Origin of the sequence: Polynucleobacter ibericus, from assembly GCF_018687955.1 — a bacterium.
Lineage (GTDB): Bacteria > Pseudomonadota > Gammaproteobacteria > Burkholderiales > Burkholderiaceae > Polynucleobacter > Polynucleobacter ibericus.
Map to the genome: position 1 here is coordinate 1549454 of NZ_CP061309.1, position 24287 is coordinate 1573740.

The 24287-nt window shown below is 47.1% G+C and carries 20 protein-coding genes; 9 read left to right on the forward strand and 11 right to left on the reverse strand.

Annotated elements, in window-relative coordinates:
- The first annotated feature begins 10 nt into the window (after positions 1-10).
- Both AOC20_RS07920 and AOC20_RS07925 read left to right on the forward strand, forming a co-directional pair.
- Positions 11-985, forward strand: coding sequence for a homoserine kinase (locus tag AOC20_RS07920; RefSeq protein WP_215360042.1), 975 nt, complete (start codon positions 11-13; stop codon positions 983-985).
- Complete coding sequence (locus AOC20_RS07925) at positions 982-1761, forward strand: BPSS1780 family membrane protein (protein ID WP_215360044.1); 780 nt, start codon at positions 982-984, stop codon at positions 1759-1761. Before AOC20_RS07920 ends, AOC20_RS07925 begins: the two co-directional genes overlap by 4 nt.
- An 8-nt stretch (positions 1762-1769) precedes the next feature.
- Here AOC20_RS07925 and AOC20_RS07930 read toward each other — a convergent pair whose 3' ends face one another.
- On the reverse strand, positions 1770-4136 hold the full coding sequence (locus AOC20_RS07930) for a UvrD-helicase domain-containing protein (RefSeq protein ID WP_215360046.1): 2367 nt from the start codon (positions 4134-4136) through the stop codon (positions 1770-1772).
- 24 nt (positions 4137-4160) lie between these two features.
- Here AOC20_RS07930 and AOC20_RS07935 point away from each other — a divergent pair, with 24 nt between their 5' ends.
- Together AOC20_RS07935 and galU are read left to right on the forward strand one after the other, a co-directional pair.
- The gene (locus AOC20_RS07935; RefSeq protein WP_215360048.1) at positions 4161-7052 is read left to right on the forward strand and encodes a valine--tRNA ligase; all 2892 of its coding nucleotides are present in this window, start codon (positions 4161-4163) and stop codon (positions 7050-7052) included.
- A gap of 25 nt (positions 7053-7077) precedes the next feature.
- Positions 7078-7968: a UTP--glucose-1-phosphate uridylyltransferase GalU gene (gene galU / locus AOC20_RS07940; protein WP_215360050.1), complete on the forward strand. Its 891-nt coding sequence runs from the start codon at positions 7078-7080 to the stop codon at positions 7966-7968.
- 88 nt (positions 7969-8056) lie between these two features.
- Here galU and AOC20_RS07945 read toward each other — a convergent pair whose 3' ends face one another.
- Together AOC20_RS07945 and alaS are read right to left on the reverse strand one after the other, a co-directional pair.
- Positions 8057-8302 carry a sulfurtransferase TusA family protein gene (locus AOC20_RS07945; protein ID WP_371816860.1) on the reverse strand — a complete coding sequence of 82 codons (246 nt, stop codon included), beginning with the start codon at positions 8300-8302 and terminating at the stop codon, positions 8057-8059.
- Positions 8299-10923 (reverse strand): alanine--tRNA ligase, encoded by a 2625-nt coding sequence (gene alaS, locus AOC20_RS07950; RefSeq protein WP_215360052.1) that lies wholly within the window; start codon positions 10921-10923, stop codon positions 8299-8301. The genes AOC20_RS07945 and alaS overlap by 4 nt, the downstream gene beginning before the upstream one ends.
- A 122-nt stretch (positions 10924-11045) precedes the next feature.
- On the opposite strand from alaS, the gene AOC20_RS07955 reads away from it, so the two are divergent.
- The 3 genes from AOC20_RS07955 (at position 11046) to AOC20_RS07965 (ending at position 14887) form a co-directional block, all read left to right on the forward strand.
- Positions 11046-11507: a tripartite tricarboxylate transporter TctB family protein gene (locus tag AOC20_RS07955; protein WP_215360054.1), complete on the forward strand. Its 462-nt coding sequence runs from the start codon at positions 11046-11048 to the stop codon at positions 11505-11507.
- A 19-nt stretch (positions 11508-11526) separates the two neighbouring features.
- Positions 11527-13029, forward strand: coding sequence for a tripartite tricarboxylate transporter permease (locus AOC20_RS07960; RefSeq protein ID WP_215360056.1), 1503 nt, complete (start codon positions 11527-11529; stop codon positions 13027-13029).
- An 85-nt stretch (positions 13030-13114) separates the two neighbouring features.
- Entirely contained in the window at positions 13115-14887 is a 1773-nt protein-coding gene (locus AOC20_RS07965; protein WP_215360058.1) for a glutamine--tRNA ligase/YqeY domain fusion protein, read from the forward strand.
- Here the strand turns inward: AOC20_RS07965 and AOC20_RS07970 are convergent.
- Entirely contained in the window at positions 14868-15764 is an 897-nt protein-coding gene (locus AOC20_RS07970; protein WP_251373082.1) for an SDR family oxidoreductase, read from the reverse strand. The genes AOC20_RS07965 and AOC20_RS07970 overlap by 20 nt on opposite strands.
- A gap of 27 nt (positions 15765-15791) precedes the next feature.
- Between AOC20_RS07970 and AOC20_RS07975 the strand changes: the two genes are divergently transcribed.
- Positions 15792-16832 (forward strand): CDP-6-deoxy-delta-3,4-glucoseen reductase, encoded by a 1041-nt coding sequence (locus tag AOC20_RS07975; RefSeq protein WP_215360060.1) that lies wholly within the window; start codon positions 15792-15794, stop codon positions 16830-16832.
- 68 nt (positions 16833-16900) lie between these two features.
- Positions 16901-18094, forward strand: a complete 1194-nt coding sequence (locus tag AOC20_RS07980; protein WP_215360062.1) for an acetylornithine transaminase — start codon at positions 16901-16903, stop codon at positions 18092-18094.
- 14 nt (positions 18095-18108) lie between these two features.
- Here AOC20_RS07980 and AOC20_RS07985 read toward each other — a convergent pair whose 3' ends face one another.
- The 7 genes from AOC20_RS07985 to AOC20_RS08015 form a co-directional block, all read right to left on the reverse strand.
- Positions 18109-18825: an ABC transporter ATP-binding protein gene (locus AOC20_RS07985; RefSeq protein WP_433915454.1), complete on the reverse strand. Its 717-nt coding sequence runs from the start codon at positions 18823-18825 to the stop codon at positions 18109-18111.
- Positions 18822-19595 carry an ABC transporter ATP-binding protein gene (locus AOC20_RS07990; RefSeq protein ID WP_215360066.1) on the reverse strand — a complete coding sequence of 258 codons (774 nt, stop codon included), beginning with the start codon at positions 19593-19595 and terminating at the stop codon, positions 18822-18824. The genes AOC20_RS07985 and AOC20_RS07990 overlap by 4 nt, the downstream gene beginning before the upstream one ends.
- Positions 19592-20638 (reverse strand): ABC transporter permease subunit, encoded by a 1047-nt coding sequence (locus tag AOC20_RS07995; RefSeq protein WP_251373189.1) that lies wholly within the window; start codon positions 20636-20638, stop codon positions 19592-19594. The genes AOC20_RS07990 and AOC20_RS07995 overlap by 4 nt, the downstream gene beginning before the upstream one ends.
- A gap of 37 nt (positions 20639-20675) precedes the next feature.
- A complete protein-coding gene (locus tag AOC20_RS08000; RefSeq protein ID WP_215360070.1) occupies positions 20676-21611 on the reverse strand; it encodes a branched-chain amino acid ABC transporter permease in 936 nt (311 codons plus the stop codon).
- Positions 21612-21686: 75 nt separating this feature from the next.
- Positions 21687-22865, reverse strand: a complete 1179-nt coding sequence (locus tag AOC20_RS08005) for a branched-chain amino acid ABC transporter substrate-binding protein (RefSeq protein ID WP_215360072.1) — start codon at positions 22863-22865, stop codon at positions 21687-21689.
- Positions 22866-22894: 29 nt separating this feature from the next.
- Positions 22895-23836, reverse strand: a complete 942-nt coding sequence (gene ispH / locus AOC20_RS08010) for a 4-hydroxy-3-methylbut-2-enyl diphosphate reductase (protein WP_215360074.1) — start codon at positions 23834-23836, stop codon at positions 22895-22897.
- A gap of 3 nt (positions 23837-23839) precedes the next feature.
- On the reverse strand, positions 23840-24286 hold the full coding sequence (locus AOC20_RS08015; protein WP_215360076.1) for an FKBP-type peptidyl-prolyl cis-trans isomerase: 447 nt from the start codon (positions 24284-24286) through the stop codon (positions 23840-23842).
- Position 24287 lies beyond the last annotated feature (1 nt).

The window sequence follows — 24287 nt, forward strand, 5'->3', positions numbered from 1 at the left end:
TCACTGGTTTATGGCTGTATTTACTCCGATCGATCTTGCAGATATTTCCAATTGGATTTCTCAAGATTTTGATATTGGCCAAGCCAGTGACATTCGTGGCATTCATGGTGGCATTGAGAACTCTAACTTTTTCTTAGACACCCTAAAAGATGGCAAGAAGCAGCAATATGTTTTAACCATTTTTGAAAGATTGTCCGCAGAGCAGCTCCCTTTTTATTTAGAGCTTATGCGCCACTTGGCCAATAAGGGCGTACCCGTTCCCAAACCCATTGAGAATAAGCAAGGGAAAATCTTATTTACCCTCAAAGGCAAACCAGCAGCCATAGTTACCAAGCTGCCAGGCCTCTCCAGACTTGAGCCGGAGGCTAATCATTGCGCATTAGTTGGTGAGATGCTTGCCAAGATGCATTTGGCTGGAAAAGATTTTCCGAAAGCACAAGAAAATCTTCGAAGCCTTGCTTGGTGGCAAAAAACAATCCCTCAAGTACTTTCATACCTCAATACCTCGCAAAAAGAATTGCTGATGCATGAGCTAAAAACTCAGGAAGAATTCTTCTTCTCCGGCAAATACGATGGATTACCGCAAGGCGCTAGTCATTGCGATCTCTTCCGCGACAATGTCTTATTCGATCCAAAAGGATCAGATGCATCTCATGATCAATTGGGCGGCTTCTTTGACTTCTATTTTGCTGGCACTGATAAATGGTTATTTGATATTGCAGTAACCGCAAATGATTGGTGTCTTGCTGAAAATAAACAAGATTTAGATCCTGTGCGTTTAGAGTCATTCCTCAAAGCCTATCAAGCAGTTCGCCCCTTCACCAAAGAAGAGCAAGCAAGCTGGCCACTCATGTTACGAGCTGCCGCCTTACGCTTTTGGGTTTCTAGACTATGGGACTTCTATCTGCCAAGAGATGCCCAGATGTTGACCCCTCATGACCCTACACACTTTGAACGCATCCTTTTAAGCCGACGCTCACTATGAAACTGAATTCCGCAGCACCCAAAGAAGGCTACACCTGGATTAGACAGGGTATTTGGCTCTTTAAACAGAATCCTTTGGGCTTCTTGATGTTGGTTTTTATGTATGTCTTTGCAGCACAACTAGCGGTCATGATTCCGGTGATTGGTGTTTTTGCCGTGCTAGTTCTTACGCCAACCCTTTCTGTTGGCTTTATGACAGCCTGTCGCCAGGCCATTCAAAAAGAACGAATTAGGCCAATTGTGTATTTGATTGCACTCCAATCAGGCCTAAGTATTCGCAAAAGAATTTTGCAATTAGGCTTGGTTTATGCCGGCATGATTTTGTTGCTGAGTTTTATCCTCAGCCTCTTAGTTGATTTTGAATTACTACTCCCATTAATGACTAGTGATAAACCCATTACACCCGAAGCATTGCGCCAGGTTTACCTAGTACTTTTCTTTGGAGCAATGCTCTACGTACCTGTAGCGATGTTGATGTGGTTCTCACCAGTATTGGTAGCGTGGGCAGATATGTCAGTTGCTCAGGCCCTTTTTTCCAGCTGCTTAGCGTGCTGGACTAATAAGGCAGCATTCTTTTTATATCTCTCCATTTGGAGCGCCATTTTGATTGCTATTCCGTTAATGGTAGGAATGCTTTTTGATGCCATCAACTTAGGTCAAGCAGCCTCATTCGTAATTGCCCCTATCTCCATGGCCGGCCTCACAGTAATGCACTGCTCTTTCTATGCGACCTGGAAGGCTTGCTTTGCAGAAGATGAGGTAGCTTTGCCTGTTTAACTGATTAATCAGTCAATCGCAGCAAGCTTTGCAATACTGAGTTGCAGCCACTTAATACCATGGCGCTTAAAGTTCACTTGCGCTCGCGCATCAGCATCTACGCCCTCTAAGCCAGTCACGCGCCCTTCACCAAACTTGGTATGAAATACATTCTGCCCAATCGTGAAGGGATAATTTCCACGTGGTGGCGAAGCCAATCTTTTCACTTCCAGTGAAGCAGAGCCAACTCGCTTAGCCGGCCTCTGGCGTTCAGAGCCCGAATCAAAAAAGTCATTAGATTCATATTCGCGCTGACGGGTATAGCCATCCTGCCAAGTAGATCCAGATCTTGAGTTACCGCCGCCCCACCGCGCATCTCTCGCTTTAGGGGTAAGCCACTTCAATGAATCCGATGGCAGCTCTTCAAGGAAACGGGAAGGCATGTTGTAGCGCACTTGACCATGTAGCATTCTTGATTGGGTGTGCGAGAGGTATAAGCGCTCTTTCGCACGAGTAATTGCTACGTACATCAAGCGACGCTCTTCTTCCAAACCATTCTGCTCATTTACGCTGTTCTCATGGGGAAATAAACCCTCCTCAAGACCGGTAATAAAGACAGAGGTGAACTCTAAGCCCTTAGCTGAGTGTACGGTCATCAGCTGCACAGCATCTTGACCTGCTTGGGCTTGGTTATCGCCGGCCTCTAACGAAGCATGGGATAAAAAGGCAGCCAAGGGCGAAACCTCGACAACGCCTGGGGCATTTTCACCAGGCAACATCGCAGCTGCAGCATCTTGACCATAACCTTCTTCAGCAATGAATGCGGTGGCAGCATTAATTAATTCTTGTAAGTTCTCTACGCGATCTTGTCCTTCGCGCTCTGAGAGGTAATGCTGTATCAAGCCGCTATGCTGTATCACGAACTCAACGGTTTCAGGTAAAGTATTGTGACGCGTTGCTTCCCGCATATGATCCACTAAGCGTACAAATCCACCAAGTGCAGCCCCGGCTTTGCCATCCAATGTGGAGGCTGCCAAGTACAAGGAGCACTGCTGCGCTCTTGCAGCATCTTGCAATGCCTCAATCGATCTTGCGCCAATTCCGCGAGTGGGGAAATTCACCACCCGTGAAAAAGAGGTGTCGTCATTCGGATTCTCTAGCAAGCGTAAGTAAGCAAGAGCATGTTTAATTTCGGCGCGCTCGAAGAATCGTAAGCCGCCATAAACGCGATATGGAATAGCCGCTGAAAATAGGGCATGCTCAATAATGCGTGACTGGGCATTGCTGCGATAGAGCAATGCGACTTCAGTACGCTTGATACCGCTATTTACCAAGGCCTTAATCTCATCCACTAACCATGCAGCCTCTGCATGATCACTTGGCGCCTCATAGATACGGACCGGCTCCCCATGTCCAGCATCAGTGCGTAGGTTTTTACCAAGACGCTCGGAGTTGTTTGCAATCAGATGATTTGCTGTATCCAAAATATGTCCATGCGAGCGATAGTTCTGCTCTAGCTTCACCATCAAGGGATGATATTGCTTCTCGTATAAGCGCATGTTTTCAACATCGGCTCCACGGAAAGCATAAATACTTTGATCATCATCTCCAACAGCAAATACGGAACTACTACCCATACCACTGACATTGATACGACTCGCATCGTGACCAGACAATAATTTGAGCCAAGCATATTGCAAGGCATTGGTATCCTGGAACTCATCAATCAAAATATGGCGGAAACGCTCTTGGTAATGCGTGCGAATCGCTTCACTATGTTTGAGCAACTCATAGCTACGCAATAAGAGTTCTGCAAAATCAACTACACCCTCACGTTGACACTGTTCATCGTAAGCAGCATAGAGTTGCGCCATCTTGGCCTGGAAATCATCGCCAACCGCTAAATCCTTTGCACGCTGTCCACGCTCTTTGGCATGCGCAATAAAGTACTGCAATTGCTTGGCAGGATACTTTTCATCATCAACCTTCAAACCTTTTAGAAGGCGTTTGATTGCCGACAGCTGATCCTGGGTATCCAAAATCTGGAAAGTCGACGGCAAACCCGCTTCTTTATGGTGCGCCCGCAATAAACGGTTACAGAGACCGTGAAAGGTGCCGATCCACATACCCCGAGTATTAATCGGCAACATGGCGCTTAGGCGAAGCATCATCTCTTTGGCAGCCTTATTGGTAAAGGTCACTGCCAGGACGCCAATAGGGGATACCTGGCCAGTCTGAATCAACCAAGCTATACGGGTGGTAAGGACGCGAGTCTTGCCGCTCCCTGCCCCAGCCAAAATCAAGGCTGACTGGGCTTGGCCATTTTCATTTACGGGCGGGAGGGTCACTGCCTCGCGCTGTTCTGGATTGAGGTTCGCGAGCAAGTCTGAGTACATCAGCCCAATTATAATTTGCCTCTTATGCCAAATGCCTCAAATACCCCTAATTCACCAGCGGCCAGCTCAGCGGACGAGCTCGCCAAATCCTACGAACCCGCCCCGATAGAGGCCTACTGGGGTCCAGAGTGGGAGCGTCGGGGTATTGCTGATTCCACAATGGATGAAGGCAAGGGTGATTTTTCGATTCAACTGCCACCACCCAATGTGACCGGCACCCTTCATATGGGGCACGCTTTCAATCAAACCATCATGGATGGCTTGATCCGCCATGCCCGTATGTCAGGCAAAAATACCTTGTGGGTACCAGGCACCGATCACGCAGGTATCGCAACTCAGATTGTTGTTGAGCGTCAGCTTGATACGCAAAAAGTTTCTCGTCATGATTTGGGCCGTGAAAAGTTTTTAGAAAAAGTGTGGGAGTGGAAAGAAACTTCCGGCAACACCATCACTAGGCAAATTCGACGCTTAGGCGCATCGATCGATTGGGGTAAAGAATATTTCACGATGGACAGCAAGATGTCCAAAGCAGTAGTGGAAGTTTTTGTGCGCTTGCATGAGCAAGGTTTAATTTATCGCGGTAAACGCTTAGTGAACTGGGATCCAGTTTTGGGTACTGCAGTTTCTGATTTAGAAGTCGTGAGTGAAGAAGAAGATGGCTCAATGTGGCACATCCGCTATCCGTTAACCGATGGCTCTGGTCACCTCACTGTTGCTACTACTCGCCCTGAAACCCTGCTGGGCGACGTCGCCGTCATGGTTAACCCAGAGGATGAGCGATACAAACACCTCATTGGTAAATCAGTGAATCTACCTTTATGCGATCGTCAAATTCCGATCATTGCTGATGACTATGTAGATTTGAACTTTGGTACTGGCGTTGTCAAGGTAACTCCTGCGCATGACTTTAATGACTATGCAGTAGGCCAACGTCATCAACTACCGCTGATTAACATCCTGACTTTGGATGCCAAAATTAATGAGAATGCTCCAGCCGCCTATCAAGGTATGGAGCGTTTTGCAGCTCGTAAACAAGTAGTTTCAGATTTAGATACTGCAGGTTTATTGGAAAAAGTTCAGCCTCATAAATTAATGGTTCCTCGTGGTGATCGTACCCAAACGATTATTGAGCCGATGCTCACAGACCAATGGTTTGTTGCTATGTCCAAACCAAGTCCAGATAACAAATATCAACCCGGTTCATCGATCGCTGGCGCCGCTTTAGATGCTGTAACTAAAGGCGACATTAAGCTTGTGCCAGAAAATTGGATTAATACCTATACCCAGTGGTTAGCCAATATTCAGGACTGGTGTATCTCTCGTCAACTCTGGTGGGGTCATCAAATCCCGGCCTGGTATGGTGAAGATGGGCAAATTTTTGTAGGGCGATCTGAGGAAGAGGCTCAGGCTAAGGCTGCTACTGCAGGCTACACCGGCAAATTGAATCGTGATCCTGATGTTCTCGATACTTGGTTCAGCTCTGCCCTGGTGCCATTTAGCTCATTAGGCTGGCCAGAAGAAACGCCTGCTTTGAATCACTTCCTACCCTCATCCGTTCTAGTGACCGGTTTTGACATCATCTTCTTCTGGGTAGCACGCATGGTCATGATGACCTGTCACTTCACTGGGAAGGTGCCATTTCACACCGTCTATGTACACGGCTTAGTACGCGATGCTGAAGGCCAGAAGATGAGCAAATCCAAAGGCAACACTTTGGATCCAATTGATTTGATTGACGGCATTCAGATTGAAGAGTTAGTAGGCAAAAGAACTACCGGCCTCATGAACCCGAAACAAGCAGAGAGTATTAGCAAGAAAACCAAAAAAGAGTTTCCGGATGGCATTCCTGCGTTTGGTACTGATGCCTTGCGCTTTACCTTTGCATCATTAGCTTCACTTGGGCGCAATATCAACTTTGACCAAAAGCGCTGTGAAGGCTATCGCAATTTCTGCAATAAGCTCTGGAATGCCACGCGCTTTGTACTCATGAACTGCTCGGGCAATGATGAGGAAAATGGCTTAGCGCCTTGTGACAACCAATGCGGACCAGAGGGTTACTTAGACTTTTCTCCTGCCGATAAATGGATTGTTTCCCAACTTCAAAGAACAGAAGCCGAAGTAGCCAAAGGATTTGAGGCTTATCGCTTTGACAATATCGCGAGCAGTATTTACCAATTTGTCTGGGACGAATATTGCGATTGGTATTTAGAGCTCGCTAAGGTACAACTACAAACCGGCACACCAGCGCAACAACGCGCAACTCGCCGCACCTTATTGCGTGTTCTAGAAACCATCTTGCGCATGGCGCATCCATTGATTCCATTCATCACTGAGACACTTTGGCAAACGGTTGGGCCGAAGTCTGGAAAAGATTTAGCCCAGCAAACTAAACAAACGATTGCACTTCAGCCCTACCCAGTTGCTCAACCTGAAAAGATTGATGAGCAAAGCGAAGCTTGGGTTACACAGATCAAAGCGATCGTGGATGCTTGCCGCAACCTGCGCGGTGAGATGCAAGTGCCACCAGGTCAAAAAGTACCGCTCTGGATTTTTGGACCGCAAGCATTCTTAGAAAAAGCGACCTCTTATTTAATGGCTCTTGCCAAGTTAACTGAAGTCAAAATCTACAGCGATGAATCCGCTTTAGAGAAAGATGCTCCAGGTGCACCTATTGCCCTAGTAGGCGATATCAAGCTCCTACTCAAGATTGAGGTAGATGTAGCTGCAGAGCGCATACGCCTAGGCAAAGAAATTGACCGCCTTGCCAATGAAATCAATAAAGCCAAGGGTAAATTGACTAATGAAAGCTTTGTGGCTCGCGCCCCAGCCGAAGTTGTAGCCCAAGAAAAACAACGTCTTGCCGGCTTTGAGCAAAACCATGAGAAGCTTGTTGCACAATTAGAGCGTCTTAAATAAAGAAAACGATTAGAACGGATCATTCATGTCAATCCATTTCGGCTCCAAAAAAGTCACTAAGGCTGTATTTCCTGTTGCAGGATTTGGTACACGCTTTTTGCCTGCCACTAAAGCCAGCCCAAAAGAGATGCTCAATGTGGTGGACAAGCCACTGATTCAGTACGCTGTTGATGAAGCGGTTGCCGCCGGTATTACAGAGTTAATTTTTGTTACGGGCCGCAGCAAACGTGCGATTGAGGACCACTTTGATAAAGCTTACGAATTAGAGGCAGCCCTAGAAGCTAAGGATAAGCAGGACCTCCTTCGACTAGTTCGCAGCGTTAAACCCGACAATGTAGATTGTGTTTACATTAGACAAGCAGAGCCACTAGGCTTAGGTCATGCTGTTCTCTGCGCGGCACGAGTAGTGGGCGACGATCCATTTGCAGTAATCTTGGCCGATGATCTTTTGGATGGAAAGCCTCCAGTGCTCTCCCAAATGTTAAAAGTCTACGATGAGCGAGAAGGCTCTGTAATAGCGGTAGAAAAAATCGATCCAGCAAAGAGTGGTTCTTATGGAATCGTCTCCGGCGATGAAGTCAGCAAAGGTATCTATCACCTGAATGGCATCGTTGAGAAACCAAAGCCAGCAGATGCCCCTTCTGACCTAGCAGTTGTGGGTCGTTATGTGCTTTCCGCAAAAATTTTTGATCACATTCGCAATGTAAAACCTGGTGCAGGCGGCGAAATTCAACTTACAGATGCAATTGCCGCTTTGCTAAAAGAAGAGCCTGTATTTGCCTATCAATATGATGGCGTGCGCTATGACTGCGGTAGCAAACTGGGCTACCTTAAAGCTTCAGTAGATTTCGCCTTGCGCCACCAAGAAGTCGGCGAAGAGTTTGCGGAATACCTAAGAAGCTGGTCTTTAAAGTAAGCTCCTTAAGCAGAAATTAAAAAGGCAGAGACTAATCTCTGCCTTTTGTTTTATTGCTTACTCAGAAGGATGAATGACAGACTTATTCTTATCTGCGCTTCATAAAGAAAACCAATACATCGCCTTCGGTAGTGCTAGCAAGCAACTCATTACCAGTTTGCTTAGCGAAAGCAGGAAAATCATGAGCGGCACCCGCATCCGTTGCCTTAATCTTCAAGACTTCACCTGACTGCATGGTTGCCAAAGCTTTCTTGGTGCGCAGGATAGGCAATGGACAGTTCATACCAATGGCATCAACTTCTGCATTAAAAGCAATATTCACTGCTTCACTCATTTGCTTGCCACCCAGTCTTTAACGCCCTCTAAGGCTACGCCTAACTTACTAGGGTCAGTTCCACCAGCCATCGCCATTTCTGGTTTACCGCCGCCTTTACCACCCACTTGTTGCGCAACAAAGTTGACGAGATCACCCGCCTTCACTTTACCAATTGAGTCAGCAGTCACCCCAGCAATCAAACTCACCTTATCGCCCTGAACGGAGGCCAACACAATGGCAGCGGTCTTGAGTTTTGCCTTAAGAGCATCCATGGTTTCGCGTAGTACACCAGCATCAGCACCATCCATTCGAGCAGCAAGTACTTTGATGCCATTCACTTCTACTGCCTGACCAGCCAACTCATCGCCCTGGCTTGCAGCTAACTTAGAGTTCACTTTCTCTAATTCACGCTCTGCTTGACGCAAGCTTTCTTGAAGCTGTGCCACACGATTCACTAAATCTCCAGGATGGGTTTTGAGAATTGCTGCAGCCTCGTTGACTTTATCTTCTAAGCCTTGCAGGAAGTGAAGGGCATTATTACCAGTCACTGCCTCAACACGGCGGATCCCTGCAGCAACGCCGCCCTCCGAAACAATCTTCAAGCTACCAATATCACCCGTGCGGCCTACATGCGTACCACCACAGAGCTCTTTGGAAGAACCAATCTCTAGAACGCGAACCTCATCACCATACTTTTCACCAAAGAGCATCATGGCACCGGTCTTTTGCGCATCTTCTAAGGACATTACCCTGCCTGAAGTTGCGGTGTTTTCTAGAATCTCTTGGTTCACGATATCTTCAATACGACGAATCTGCTCTGCAGTGATGGGCGCATTGTGCGTAAAGTCAAAGCGAGTCTTGGTAGCGTCTACTAAGGAACCTTTTTGCTGGACATGATCGCCCAATACTTCACGCAATGCTTTATGCAAGATATGCGTAGCGCTGTGGTTGCGCATCGTATCGGTTCTTTGTTGGGTATCAACCAAGGCATTAATTACATCGCCTACTTTGAGCTCACCCTCTAAAACTTCACCCTGATGACCAAATACATCGGCCTGAATCTTAAAAGTATCTTCGACTGCAAATCGAATACTTTCATTACGAAGCTCACCCTTGTCGCCAACCTGGCCACCAGATTCAGCATAGAAAGGGGTATTGTCCAAAACAATCACTGCTGCATCACCTGCTTTCACGGATTGCACAGCTGAACCATCTACATAAAGGGCGGTTACTTTCGCGCCCTCATGTTTTAGGGTGTCGTAACCGTGAAATTGAGTTGGCGTGCCTTTGTAATCTAAGCCTTGTGCGACCTTGAACTTACCGGCAGCTCTTGCTTGATCGCGCTGCTTTTGCATCGCCACTTCAAAACCTTCGGCATCAACCGTTACACCACGTTCGCGACATACGTCAGCAGTTAAATCTAATGGAAAACCAAATGTGTCATGCAAGCGGAAAGCAGTTTCACCATCGACTACTTTTGCACCCCCAGCTAAAGCGCCATCCAAAATTTCCATACCGTTAGCGATAGTTTGGAAGAAACGCTCCTCTTCTTGTTTAATGACTTCGCTCACCTTATCTTGTGCAGCACGCAATTCTGGATAAGCGTCACCCATTTCTTTGACGAGTGCTGGCACTATTTGATAAAAGAATGGTTTACGTGCGCCTAGTTTGTAGCCGTGACGAATCGCACGACGTGCAATACGACGCAGCACATATCCACGACCTGCATTACCTGGAATAACGCCATCCACCACAATGAAACTGCATGCGCGGATATGATCAGCAATCACCTTGAGTGAAGGACTATCTGGATCACAATTCTCACCGCCAGCAGCATCTACTGCCGCCTTGGAAGCCTTGAGGAGGTTGACGAAGAGGTCAATCTCATAATTAGAATGAACGTGCTGCAAGACTGCCGCAATACGCTCTAAACCCATGCCTGTATCGACACTAGGCTTAGGCAGTGGATGCATTACACCCGCCTCGTCGCGATTAAATTGCATGAAGACGTTGTTCCAAATTTCGATGTATCGATCGCCATCTTCATCTGGGCTACCTGGAGGGCCGCCAGCAATATGATCGCCGTGATCATAAAAAATTTCAGTGCAAGGACCGCACGGACCGGTGTCACCCATCATCCAGAAATTGTCTGATGCGTAACGTGCACCCTTGTTATCGCCAATCCGAATAATGCGATCAACAGGAATGCCAATTTGTTTATTCCAAATTTCAAAAGCCTCATCGTCTTCCGCATACACCGTAACCAGGAGTTTTTCCTTTGGCAGCTGAAATACTTGAGTCAATAAATCCCAAGCAAACTGGATCGCGTCCTTCTTGAAATAGTCTCCAAAGGAGAAATTTCCGAGCATTTCAAAAAAGGTGTGATGACGGGCGGTATAGCCAACGTTATCTAGGTCGTTATGCTTTCCGCCGGCCCGGATGCACTTTTGGGCGGTCGTAGCGCGGTTATAGGGGCGCTTATCAAAGCCCAAAAATACGTCTTTGAACTGATTCATACCTGCATTGGTAAATAGCAGGGTTGGGTCATCCCCCGGCACTACTGGGCTGGATGGGACAATTTGGTGGCCTTTTTGGGCGAAGAAATCCAGGTAAGCCTGGCGAATTTGGGAGACTTTCATGCCAATAATTATCGCATTGGCACTAGCCTAGGGCAAACGCTAAGGAAGATGGGTCAAACCTGCCTTACAATCGCACAACATCAATAAAAATCGACAGCTGAGTCGATCACAAGGAGAGCAACTTGAAAATTCGCAATCAACGGGATTTTGGGGCCGGAATCATGTACATGGTTATAGGTCTCTTTTTCGCCATCATGGCCACTAATTACCCCATGGGAACTGCCGCCAAAATGGGTCCTGGCTATTTCCCATTCTATTTAGGTATTTTGATGTTCTTCCTAGGGGTTTTGGTAGCTGTTAAAGCATTTGGCGCCAAAGCAGCCATTGAGTCCATCCCTAAATTTAACTGGCGCATCATGGCGCAAATTACTGGTGCGGTAGTGCTCTATGGCCTACTGCTTCCACGCATGGGCTTCTTGATTGCCATAGTAGTCTTGGTGTTCGTAGCCGCCAGCGCCAGCAAAGAATTTACTTGGAAAGGTACAGCAATAAATGCTGCCTTTTTAGTGACATTTACTTATTCAGTGTTTGTATTGGGTCTGAAGCTTCAGTTCCCACTCTTTCCTGTATTTTTACAACAATAACGAAACGGGACTCTGAAAAATGGATTTATTCACTAACTTAGCTCTCGGTTTCGACACCGCGTTCACATTACAAAACCTGATGTACTGCCTTATCGGCTGTATCTTGGGAACCTTAATTGGGGTATTGCCAGGTCTTGGCCCGATCGCAACGATTGCGATGCTGTTGCCTGCTACCTACGCACTTCCTCCAATTGCCGCCCTGATCATGTTGGCAGGTATTTACTACGGTTCACAGTACGGCGGATCTACAACGGCGATTCTCTTAAACATCCCGGGGGAGACGTCCTCGGTGGTAACGGCGATCGACGGCTATCAAATGGCCCGAAATGGCCGTGCTGGTGTTGCACTCTTTACCGCTGGCATGGGTTCATTCTTTGCAGGTTGCGTAGCAACTCTAGTATTGGCCGCATTTGCTGCGCCACTCTCTCAGCTTGCATTTAAGTTTGGCCCCGCCGAATACTTCTCCTTAATGGTGTTAGGTTTGATCGGTGCGGTGGTATTGGCATCTGGCTCTTTGATCAAGGCGATCGGCATGATCATCTTGGGTCTCTTGATGGGCTTAATTGGTACTGACGTGAATTCTGGCGTATCTCGCTATGCGTTTGATATTCCTGAGTTGAGCGACGGTATTGGATTTGTTGCTGTAGCGATGGGCGTATTCGGCTTCGCAGAAATCATGGGCAATCTTGAGAAGTCTGGCGACGATGAGGGTTTCCTCAATAAGCTCACCAGCATGGTTCCTACCAAGAACGACGTGAAGCGCATGATCCCATCGATCTTGCGTGGTACTACCATCGGCTCTATCTTGGGTATCTTGCCAGGCGGCGGCGCAGCTTTGGCAGCGTTTGGCGCTTACTCTGTTGAGAAAAAATCCTCTAAGTACAGCCATGAGTTTGGTAAGGGTGCGATTGAGGGTGTTGCAGGTCCAGAAGCAGCAAACAATGCTGCCGCTCAAACTTCATTCATTCCATTGCTCACATTAGGTATCCCACCAAATGCCGTTATGGCTTTGATGGTTGGTGCAATGACGATTCATAACATTCAGCCAGGTCCACAAGTAATGACCAGCAACCCTGCTTTGTTCTGGGGTTTGATCGCTTCCATGTGGATTGGTAACGTGATGTTGATCCTCTTGAACTTGCCTTTGATTGGTATCTGGGTGAAGCTCTTGAAGATTCCTTATCGCTTCCTTTACCCAGCGATTCTGGTGTTCTGCTGTATCGGCGTGTACACCGTAAATAACACTGTGTTTGATGTCTATGTAACCGCAGGCTTTGGCTTAATTGGCTACTTATTCTTCAAACTGGGTTGTGAACCTCCTCCATTGCTGCTGGGCTTCGTGCTCGGACCAATGATGGAAGAGAACTTCCGTCGTGCATTGTTGTTATCTCGCGGCGATTTCACTACTTTCGTAACCCGCCCACTGTCCTTAGGTTTGCTGATCGCAGCAGCCCTCTTGGTAGTGATCGTGGCTCTGCCAGCAGTGAAGAAGACGCGCGAAGAGGCGTTCGTGGAGGATTAATTCCCCGCGCGCCCCCCAGAAATGAGCCCGCAGCAGTTTGCGGGCTTTTTCTTTATGGGTCAGGGGTTTTCTCTACAATGTGACTATGTCCCAAGATAGCAAACCCTCTAAAGCAAATACCGGCGCTGTAGCCGAACCATCTAATTTCTTACGCCAGATCATTGATCATGATTTAGCAAGCGGCGCTTTTTCACAGCGTACTAATTTGGTGGGCGAAGCCATCCCATCCATCATCACCCGTTTTCCGCCTGAGCCAAATGGCTATCTACATATTGGTCATGCTAAAAGCATTTGCCTGAACTTTGGTTTGGCTGCTGATTACAACAATCAGGCTGGTGGCGCGCGCTGCAATATGCGCCTGGATGATACCAATCCCGTCAAAGAGGATGTGGAATACGCCGATAGCATTTTGGATGCAGTGAAGTGGCTGGGATTTGATTGGGGTACTAATCTGTATCACGCAAGCGATTACTTTGACAAACTCTATGAGTTTGCAGAGATCTTGATTGAGAATGGCAAAGCCTATGTCGATAGTCAAAGTGCTGATGACATTCATACCAATCGCGGTAATTTTGGCCAGGCTGGTAAAAATAGTCCTTATCGTGATCGCAGCCCCGAAGAGAATCTAAAGCTGTTTCGTGAGATGCGCGATGGTAAATTTAAAGATGGGGAACACGTTCTTCGTTTGAAGATTGACATGGCACATCCGAACATTGTGATGCGTGACCCAGTGGTTTATCGCATCCGCCATACCGACCACCACCGCACTGGTAGTAAATGGTGCATTTACCCTCTTTACGATTTCACACATTGCATTTCTGATGCCTTAGAAAATGTCTCTCACTCCATATGTACATTGGAGTTTGAGAATAATCGTCCGCTCTATGACTGGATTGTGAGCTCCCTTAAAGAGCTGGGCGTATTTAAAGATCCAGTGCCGCATCAATATGAATTCGCCCGCCTCAATCTCACTTACACCATCACTAGCAAACGTAAGTTGTTGCAGCTGGTCGAAGAAAAGCATGTTGAAGGTTGGGATGATCCACGTATGCCAACAATCGTAGGCATACGTCGTCGTGGCTACACCCCAGAAAGTATTCGCCTGTTCTGTGAGCGTATTGGGGTTTCCAAAGCGGATAGCTGGATTGATATGAGTACTCTTGATCAGGCGCTTCGTGATGATCTTGAAGTCAGAGCGCCACGCGCTACTGCGGTATTAAAGCCACTTAAGCTTGTAGTCGAAAACTTTGATGCCTCAGCAACAGAGGCTTGCTCTGCGCCGCGTCACCCCAATCATCCAGAATGGGGTAATCGCGAATTTAACTTTACTCGTGAACTATGGATTGAAGCGGATGACTTTATGCAAGAACCCGTTAAAGGATTCTTCAGACTGTATCCACCTATTGGCGATCAACCTGGTAGCCGCGTCCGCTTACGACATGGCTTTGTAGTCGAGTGCACTGGTTTTGAAACCGACGCACAAGGTAATGTTACTCAAGTCAATGTCACTCATTTCCCCGATAGCAAGAGTGGCACAGCTGGCTCCAATAATTACAAGGTGAAGGGCAATATTCACTGGATTAGCGCTGCAGAAGCTATTCCAGCTGAAGTGCGCTTATACGATCATCTTTTTAGCGACCCACATCCAGATAGTGGCGACAAGAATTTTTTGGATGCCATCAATCCAAACTCTATGCAAACGATTGCTGCGTATTTAGAGCCTTGCATGAAAGATGTGAAAGCCGAAGATCGTTTTCAGTTTGAGCGCCATGGTTACTTTGTTGCCGACCAAAAAGATTGCCAGCCTGGCAAGCCAGTATTTAACCGTACAGTTGGCCTTAAGGATTCTTGGAAATAGTTTTTAGAAAATGTCCTACGCTGGGATAGCGTAGTGGTGTTTTGAGTTCATGCAAACGCGTGTTCGTTACTCTGCGTGATTCACGCATGAAAGACCAAAGCATCGGGCTCACAATTTTTTGTAGCTCGCTACCAGGCAATCGAGCTGGTCTTTCCAGGCCAAAAGCATCTGCAACTTCATCAAAGTAGTCACCCATTTTGGTTTCACCGCCATCGCAAGCGTTAATGATGCGTTGTGGCTTACCGTGATAAACCGCCGCACATACCAGCCTTGCGAGATCATCACTATGAATATGATTGGAGTAAGCATCCTCCTCAGACAACAACGCTGGCGTTTTCGCCTGTAAGCGCTCAATCGGCAAACGGTCAGCGGCATAAATTCCTGGCACACGCAGAATCGTTAAAGCCACTCCATGGGCTGGCGCCCATAAACGGAGCGCCCGCTCTGCGTCCACCCTTCTTTGAGCGCGCTCACTTTGTGGGCTCACTTGGGTTACTTCGTTCACTTTGCCACCCCTGTGGTCGCCATATACGCCTGTAGTACTGATATAGATCAGGCGCCTGACGACATTAGAGCCTTGGGCTAAAATTCTAAGTAGGTTGCGGGTTCGGCAATCACGATTTCCACCATTTTGAGGTGGCGCCAAATGAATCACGGTTTGAGCTAAACCACTTAGGCGCCACAAAGACTCTGGATGATCCAGATTACCCAAAATAGGAATCGCGCCAACCTCCCTCAACTCCTGAAAGCGATTTTGTTGAGAAGTGAGTGCGTATACGCGATGACTTCGTGAGAGCTGTTTAGCCACCCGAAGACCGATGTCGCCGCAGCCAATAATCAGGATTGAAGGTTTACCAAAAGATTGCATAAGTGACATCGTAACGATTTATTGAAAGGAATGAGAGTGTCTTATCAAGTCACGCTCAAAACGAGCGGCAAACAATTTACCGTTAATCCAGATGAAAATCTCCTGGAGGCCGCCCTGCGTCAAGGCATCAACCTTCCCTACGGCTGTAAAAATGGGGCTTGTGGCTCCTGCAAAGGAAAGGTTTTAGAGGGTCAGGTAACTCATGGTCAACATAGCGAAAGCGCTCTCAGCAAGACCGATGAAACCGCTGGCGGCATTCTGTTTTGTTGCTCCCATCCCCAGTCTGACTTACTCATTGAAGCTCGTGAAGTTCAAGGGACTGGCGATATTGCAATTCGCAAAGTGCCTTGCCGGGTCAATTCCATTAGCAAGCCTAGCGGCGATGTGGCCATCCTCAAACTCCAATTGCCAGCTGCTGAACGCTTTCAATTCCTGGCTGGGCAGTATTTAGAATTTCTCCTAAAGGATGGTCAACGCCGCGCCTACTCGATTGCTAATGCGCCAGAGCAAGAGGGTCCACTTGAATTGCATATTCGCCATTTACCAGGCGGCTTATTTACAGATTTTGTTTTTGGTGCCGTTACTCCTGCATTAAAAGAAAAGGATATCCTGCGCTTTGAAGGCCCATTAGGCAGCTTCTTCTTGAGAGAAGACTCTAAAAAACCGATTATTTTTGTTGCAGCGGGCACTGGCTTTGCCCCCATCAAATCGATCATCGAGCAAATGCAGGCGAAGAAAATTGCGCGCCCTATTCATCTTTACTGGGGTGGACGCCGTCCCAGCGATTTGTACTTGGATGATCTGTGCAAAGTTTGGGAACAAGAAATTGCCGACTTTAAGTACATTCCGGTAATTTCTGATGGGTTAGCGGAAGATAACTGGCAAGGTCGCACTGGGTTTGTGCACCAAGCAGCCATGGCAGACCATCCTGACATGAAGGACTTTCAGGTGTACGCCTGTGGTGCGCCAGTGATGGTCAATGCCGCCAGAGATGACTTTTCATCTAAATGTCATCTACCTGAGGAAGAATTCTTTGCAGACTCTTTTACTAGCGCAGCGGATTTAGCGACCGCCTAAGCACTGCAAAACCGATTCAGCGAGATAATAGAGCCCTTACTTATATTTATTAATCCAAGCAGACCAGCATGAATAAGCCAAACCAGACTATTGATACTCACTCAGTCATGTTTATTACCCCACGTCCAGAGGTAATCATGGTCGAAGGTAAAGGTTCATGGCTAACGGACAACAATGGCAAGCGCTACTTGGACTTCTTACAGGGTTGGGCGGTAAATTGCTTAGGTCATGGTAACCCCGGAATGATTGAGGCACTCAACGTACAAGCAAAGAAGTTAATCAATCCAAGTCCTGCGTTCTATAACGAACCTATGATTGGTTTATCCAATCTCTTGACTGAGAACAGCTGCTTCAACAAAGTCTTTTTTGCGAATAGCGGTGCAGAAGCTAATGAAGGCGCAATTAAACTCGCTCGTAAATGGGGTCAACTCAATAAATCTGGTGCCTTTGAAATCATCACCTTTGATCATAGTTTTCATGGTCGTACATTGGCAACCATGAGCGCCTCCGGAAAACCTAACTGGGATACGATGTTTGCCCCACAGGTAGCAGGCTTTCCTAAAGCAGACTTGAATGATTTAGAGTCGGTGAAAAAACTAGTAACTGATAAAACAGTAGCTGTCATGCTTGAACCTGTTCAAGGTGAGGGCGGCGTCATTCCAGCGACTAAAGAATTTATGCTTGAACTGCGTAAGTTCACCAAAGAAAACAATATCCTCTTAATCGCCGATGAAGTGCAAGCCGGCTGCGGCCGTACTGGCACCCTCTTTGCTTACCAAAACTACGGTATCGAGCCAGACATCATGACCTTAGGTAAAGGTATTGGTGGTGGCGTCCCATTGGCAGCCTTATTGGCAACCGATGCAGTCGCTTGCTTTGTGCCGGGCGATCAAGGGGGTACTTACAACGGTAATCCACTCATGACCGCTGTCGGTATTAGCGTCATTGAGCAGCTGTTAGCTCCAGGATTTTTGGATAGCGTTAAAGCCAAAGGTGAATTACTCAAATCAGAGCTACTCAAACTTTGTGCAGAATTTAATTTGGAAGGTGAGCGTGGTGAAGGCTTGTTACGCGCCCTCATGCTTGGCAAAGATATTGGCCCAAAATTGGTTGAGCTAGCGCGTGATCGCGGCCCTGAGGGATTGCTGATTAATTCACCAAGACCAAATTTGTTACGCTTTATGCCGGCATTAAATGTGTCTGATGATGAGATTCGTCAGATGTGCAATATGCTGCGCGAGTTACTCAAAGAAGTGGCTTAAAAGACATTACCTGCCTACTCACCGAGGTAGGCAGTTCTTACCCTAGGATCCTCTAGCAACTCTTTTCCAGACCCACTGAGAGTGATTAAGCCGCTCTCCATGACATAAGCGCGATCCGCCATCTGCAAAGCGAGACGGGCATTCTGCTCCACCAACAAAATAGTCATTCCACTGGCAGATAAGCTGCGAACCACATCAAAAATCGTTTCAACCATAATCGGCGAGAGACCCATTGATGGCTCATCCAGTAGCAGTAACTTAGGTTCGGCCATCATTGCCCTACCCATTGCCACCATTTGCTGCTCACCTCCAGAGAGGGTGCCTGCCAACTGAGATAAGCGCTCCTTCAGCCTCGGAAAATACGAATACACCTCTTCAAGCTTGCGCTCGATTTCTTTAGCATCCGTTTTTAAGTAAGCGCCCATCTGTAAGTTTTCTAGAATAGTCATGCGCTTAAAGACGCCACGACCCTCTGGCACCATACCCAACCCCAAGCGAACCAATTCGTAGGCCGGCAATTTTTTCGTAAGATGATTTGCAAAATCAATCTCGCCAGCGGAAGGCGTTAATAAACCTGCAATCGCTTTCAAGCTCGAGCTCTTACCGGCGCCATTGGCGCCAATTAATGCAACAAGCTCGCCTTGATTGACGTGCAGATCAATTCCCTTAACGGCGTTAATTCCACCATAGGATACTTTGAGATCTTTTACATTTAGTAAGGAGCTCATCAAGCGGCCCCCTGACCAAGATAAGCTCTAATGACTTCCGGATGCACGCGGACATCCGCCGGCTTTCCGGCGGCAATTACCTTGCCGTAATCTAGCACCGTCAAGCTGTCGCAAATCCCCATGACCAAACTCACATCGTGCTCAATCAACAAAATTGTTTTGCCATCAGCACGGATACGCAATAGCAATTCTCGCAGCTCTAATTTCTCAGTTGCATTCATACCAGCAGCGGGCTCATCAAGCGCCAGGAGCTTGGGCTCAGTGGCTAAAGCCCTCGCTATCTCAAGACGACGCTGATGGCCATAAGAAAGGTTACGCGCTTCTATCTGGGCAAACTCGCTTAGGCCAACATAAGCCAATAGCTTATGCGCCTTATCTCGTATCGCTTGTTCTTCACGTTTGGCGGATGGAAAGCGGAAAATCGCTCCAAGTAAACCGGCCTTAGTGCGACAGTGACAACCCACCATCACATTTTCAAGAACAGACATTTCCCCAAAGAGACGAATATTTTGAAAAGTTCTGGCTAAGCCAGACTTAGTTACCTCGGATACCGATTCCGGAAAATACGATTTGCCATCAAACAAAAAGATTCCTGAATCTGCCGGATATAAACCAGTAATGACGTTAAAGAAAGTAGTCTTACCAGCGCCATTAGGGCCGATTAAGCCAACAATCGATCCCTGCGGTACTTGCAGACCAACAGAGTCTAGAGCCTGAACTCCACCAAAGCGCTTTGATACATCCGCCACATCCAAAAGCAAGGGGGCGCTCATCTTCCACCTCCACGCTTTTGCCAAATGCCGCCAGGTCTATAGAGCATGATCAAAATTAGAGCCAAGCCATAAATTAATTGGCGAATGATTTCAACATCGACAATCACATGACCAAACAGAAACAGCTGCACTGGCTGGGCAATGCCGCGCAAAACTTCTGGAAAGACTGCCAATAAAACCGCACCCAAGATTACCCCTGGAATATGGCCGATACCACCAAGAACCACCATAGCCAAAACAACGATGGACTCCCACAGCGTGAATGATTCCGGAGAAACAAAGCCCTGAAAGGCTGAAAATAAGACCCCTGCCACCCCGGCAAATGAAGCGCCTATGGCAAAAGCAAGTAATTTCATATTGCGGGTATTGATACCCATCGCTTTAGCAGCAATCTCATCTTCACGAATTGCAATCCAGGCGCGCCCTATACGTGAGTCTTGTAAATGCAGACAAACGATTGCTACTGCAACCGCTAATGCCAGGAATAGATAGAACACTAGATATAAACCAGGGATTTGGATGAAGCCAAGATCTAGGGGCCTGGTAAATGGGATGTCAAATAATTGCAGTGGATCAATGCCAGAAATTCCCTTAGGTCCATTAGTGAGATTTAAAGGACGATCGAGGTTATTCATGAAGATGCGAATAATCTCACCAAATCCCAAGGTGACGATTGCCAAATAATCGCCACGTAACTGCAAGGTAGGCAAACCTAAGATCAAGCCAAATAAGGCGGCCAATATAATCGAGAACACTGCAACCATCCAGGGTGAAAAGTGCATACCCTCTGGAAAGCTCGCCGCAATACTTGCAAACTGAGTTGGTAAGTGCGGGGATGCCAATAGAGCGAAGCTGTAAGCGCCTAATGCATAAAAGGCGATGTAGCCTAAATCCAATAGACCCGCAAAGCCCACTACAACATTTAAACCCAGGGCTAAAACGATATAGAGCAAAGCAAAATCCAGTACGCGCACCCAGTAGTTACCGCCTCCCGCGCCTACAACCCAAGGCAAGAGAACTAAAGCAACTACACCAAGCCATATGTAGGCAGTGCGACTTAGGTGATTTCCAACAAGACCCTTAAGCACGATCAGAAACCTTCTCGCCCAACAGACCAGTGGGTCGCAAAACAAGTACTAAGATCAAAACCAGAAATGCAAAGATATCTTGGTAGTTAGAGCCAAAGACTCCGCCAGTGAGCTCACCAATATATCCAGCACCCAAGGATTCAATCAAGCCCAAGAGCAAACCGCCCAACATCGCGCCCTGAAGATTGCCAATGCCGCCCAGAACGGCTGCAGTAAATGCTTTAAGGCCCGGAATGAAACCCATATAAAAATGGACATTGCCATAGTTGCTAGCAATCATGACGCCCGCTAAGCCGGCCAATGCACCACCCAACATAAATGTAATAGAGATGACGCGATTCGGATTGACACCCATGAGTGCGGCAATTTGAGTTTGCTCAGCCGTAGCACGCATGGCTCTACCAAGCTTTGTTTTTTCCACTAGGAATAACAGCCCAGCCATCACCACTAAGGCGACGACAATGATCACAATTTCTTTACCAGTAATGGTAGCGCCGCTACCCCATAAATCGATCGGCACAGAAGGCAATAATTGCGGATAGGTCATTGGATTGCGCGACCAAATCATCATCGCAATGGTTTGCAACAAAATAGACATGCCAATCGCTGAGATCAAAGGCGCTAAACGAGGAGCATTGCGTAGGGGACGATAGGCAATACGCTCAATCCAATAACTGAGCCCAGCGCATACCGCCATCGTCACCGGCAACACAATTAGCAGCGTAAGCCATCCCGGTAAATCACTGGTTAAGTTCAGAATCAAGCGCAAGAGTGACAGCGATACCATCGCACCAATCATCAATACTTCGCCATGCGCAAAATTAATAATGCCCAGAACACCATAGACCATGGTGTATCCCAGCGCGATCAAAGCATAGATGCTTCCAAGCACTAAGCCATTAATGATCTGCTGAAGAAGAATGTCCATTAGGGCTGGGAATTTATTGAGTCTGAATAAAAAAATAGCACCGCAGAAGCGGCGCTATTTTTTATTGCAGTGTCATTACATCTTAATAACTTCAAGAACTGTTTTCTTTTTGTCTTTGAAATCATACAAAGTAATTACGCCCTCTTTCATATCGCCCTTATTATCAAAAGCAATATTGCCTACCAAGCCTTGCATTTTGGTATCAGGCATGACGGCCAAAATCTTGGCAGGATCGGTTGAATTTGCGCGCTTCATCGAATCTACTAAAACATAGACAGCGTCATAGGTAAAAGGCGCATAAATTTGTACATCAGTATTAAAGCGCTCTTTGTAACGCTTCTGGAAATCAGCCCCTTGTGCCATCTTCGATAAAGCCATACCCGCTTCTGAGCAAGTCACATTTACTACAGCCTCGCCAGCCAACTCTGCAAGCTTCTCGGTACACATACCATCACCACCAACGACCTTTGCCTTAATACCCAACTCAGCAGCTTGTTTAGTTAAGGGGCCACCAGTAGCATCCATGCCGCCGTACATGATGACATCAGGCTTGCTGCCTTTAATCTTGGTCAGAATAGCTTTGAAATCCGTTGCTTTGTTGTTGCTCGCTTCACGAGTCACCACTTTCATACCAGCAGCCTTGACTGTTTTCTCAAACTCATCAGCTAAACCTTTGCCGTACTGAGTAGAGTCATCAATAATCGCAACAGTTTTTGCCTTCAAGGTATTGGCAACGTAATTAGCCAATGCTGGCCCTTGTTGTGCATCCGTAGCAACTAAGCGATAAGTTGTCTTAAAGCCCTGCTTTGTGTAGTCAGGATTCGTTGCAGATGGAGAAATCTGGGTAATACCGGCATCGCTGTAAATACGTGAAGCTGGAATACTCGTTCCAGAGTTGAGATGACCTACTACACCTGCCACTTTGGCATCCACTAATTTTTGCGCAACTTGTGTAGCAGTCTTTGGATCTTCGGCATCATCTTCAGGCACCAAAGTAAGAACTACTTTTTTTCCATCAATCGTTAAACCTGCTTTATTGATTTCTTCAAGTGCCAAGCGGGCGCCGTTCTCATTGTCCTTACCCAAGTGAGCAATGGGGCCAGTTAAAGGGGCAACGTGACCGATCTTGACCTCAATACTATCTGCTGGAGCTGCAGCAGTCTTATCGCCACCTTTGCCGCAAGCCGCCAGCAGTAGGGCCGCCGCCGCTAAAGCAAGGGCATTTCTTGTAAAAGTAATGTGTGATTTGTTCATCTACAGCTCCTCTGTTATGAATGGATACTTCAACCAACTAAATTTTTCGGCAGGGAAAAGGTAACGTCCTCAACTACGCCATCGAGTGCACGTACGCTTCTGGGTCCAAACTCCTGAATTCGACTGACAATGGATTGAGCCAAACTTTCGGGTGCAGACGCGCCCGCAGTTAAACCTATCCGTTTTTTGCCAACAAACCATTCTGGCTTAAGTTGCTCTGGGGCATCCACCATGTAAGACGGCACGCCTAACTTTTCAGAAAGCTCACGCAGACGATTGGAGTTTGAACTCGTCGCACTACCGACCACAATAACTAACTCAACTTGAGGTGCCATGAATTTCACAGCATCTTGACGATTCTGGGTGGCATAACAAATATCTTGTTTGCGAGGCTGGACAATGTGGGGAAACTTTTTGGTTAACGCTTCAACAATTTCCTTGGTCTCATCTACTGAGAGCGTTGTCTGTGTAACAAATGCAATCTTCTCGTCGGCCGGAAATACTAAGGAATCAATATCCCTAACTTTCTCAATTAAGAAAACACCTTCTTTTACTTGCCCCATGGTGCCCTCAACCTCAGGGTGTCCTGCATGACCAATCATCAATACGGTAAAGCCGTCTTTGCACATTTTGACAACTTCAAGATGAACCTTGGTAACCAAGGGGCACGTAGCGTCGTAGACCTGCAATCCTCGCGCTTCAGCATCCTTACGCACTTCCTGAGAAACACCGTGCGCACTAAATACAACGATGCCGCCTTTAGGAACTTCATGCAATTCCTCTACAAATACTGCGCCCTTATCGCGCAACTCATTCACCACGTAGGCATTGTGAACAATCTCATGTCGCACATATATTGGTGCACCGAAACGAATGAGCGCCTCGTTCACAATATTGATAGCGCGATCTACGCCCGCGCAAAACCCACGCGGTTGAGCCATCAAAATTTCTGCGTTATCGGGAGTGCTCATGATTTATAGAATCGCCACAATCTCTGCCTCAAATGTCACCGGTCTTCCTGCAAGAGGATGATTAAAGTCAAACCACGCACCCTCATCATTGATCGACTGCAATACACCCGCATACTGAGCACCGCCTGGCGCGTTGAACTCAATCACATCACCAGGATTAAATTCCACATCGTCATCGCGACCTTCTTTGAGAGCCTGCAAAGATACCCATTGCACTAAATCCTCTTTACGATCACCAAAACTTTCTTCGGGTGGAAGCAATGCACTTTTTTTCTCACCCACGCCTAAACCAAGTAAGACTTTTTCAAAGCAAGGAGCAAATTGTCCAGACCCCATCAAAACCGTCGCAGGACGATCAATAAAAGTGTTGATGTAATCCTCCCCACTAGGCAGTGTGAGCCGATAGTTGAGAGTCAGAAAGGAATTGGGCAAAACGGTAAGCTTAGTCATA

Bases quoted from the DNA above. Each gene is read 5' to 3' on its own strand.
- AOC20_RS07930 (WP_215360046.1), bottom strand. From the start codon at position 4,136: ATGTACTCAGACTTGCTCGCGAACCTCAATCCAGAACAGCGCGAGGCA.
- AOC20_RS07920 (WP_215360042.1), top strand. From the start codon at position 11: ATGGCTGTATTTACTCCGATCGATCTTGCAGATATTTCCAATTGGATT.
- AOC20_RS07990 (WP_215360066.1), bottom strand. From the start codon at position 19,595: ATGAGCGCCCCCTTGCTTTTGGATGTGGCGGATGTATCAAAGCGCTTT.
- galU (WP_215360050.1), top strand. From the start codon at position 7,078: ATGTCAATCCATTTCGGCTCCAAAAAAGTCACTAAGGCTGTATTTCCT.
- AOC20_RS08015 (WP_215360076.1), bottom strand. From the start codon at position 24,286: ATGACTAAGCTTACCGTTTTGCCCAATTCCTTTCTGACTCTCAACTAT.
- AOC20_RS08005 (WP_215360072.1), bottom strand. From the start codon at position 22,865: ATGAACAAATCACACATTACTTTTACAAGAAATGCCCTTGCTTTAGCG.
- alaS (WP_215360052.1), bottom strand. From the start codon at position 10,923: ATGAAAGTCTCCCAAATTCGCCAGGCTTACCTGGATTTCTTCGCCCAA.
- AOC20_RS07970 (WP_251373082.1), bottom strand. From the start codon at position 15,764: ATGTCACTTATGCAATCTTTTGGTAAACCTTCAATCCTGATTATTGGC.
- AOC20_RS07980 (WP_215360062.1), top strand. From the start codon at position 16,901: ATGAATAAGCCAAACCAGACTATTGATACTCACTCAGTCATGTTTATT.
- AOC20_RS07935 (WP_215360048.1), top strand. From the start codon at position 4,161: ATGCCAAATGCCTCAAATACCCCTAATTCACCAGCGGCCAGCTCAGCG.
- AOC20_RS08000 (WP_215360070.1), bottom strand. From the start codon at position 21,611: ATGGACATTCTTCTTCAGCAGATCATTAATGGCTTAGTGCTTGGAAGC.
- AOC20_RS07965 (WP_215360058.1), top strand. From the start codon at position 13,115: ATGTCCCAAGATAGCAAACCCTCTAAAGCAAATACCGGCGCTGTAGCC.
- AOC20_RS07945 (WP_371816860.1), bottom strand. From the start codon at position 8,302: ATGAGTGAAGCAGTGAATATTGCTTTTAATGCAGAAGTTGATGCCATT.
- AOC20_RS07960 (WP_215360056.1), top strand. From the start codon at position 11,527: ATGGATTTATTCACTAACTTAGCTCTCGGTTTCGACACCGCGTTCACA.
- ispH (WP_215360074.1), bottom strand. From the start codon at position 23,836: ATGAGCACTCCCGATAACGCAGAAATTTTGATGGCTCAACCGCGTGGG.
- AOC20_RS07925 (WP_215360044.1), top strand. From the start codon at position 982: ATGAAACTGAATTCCGCAGCACCCAAAGAAGGCTACACCTGGATTAGA.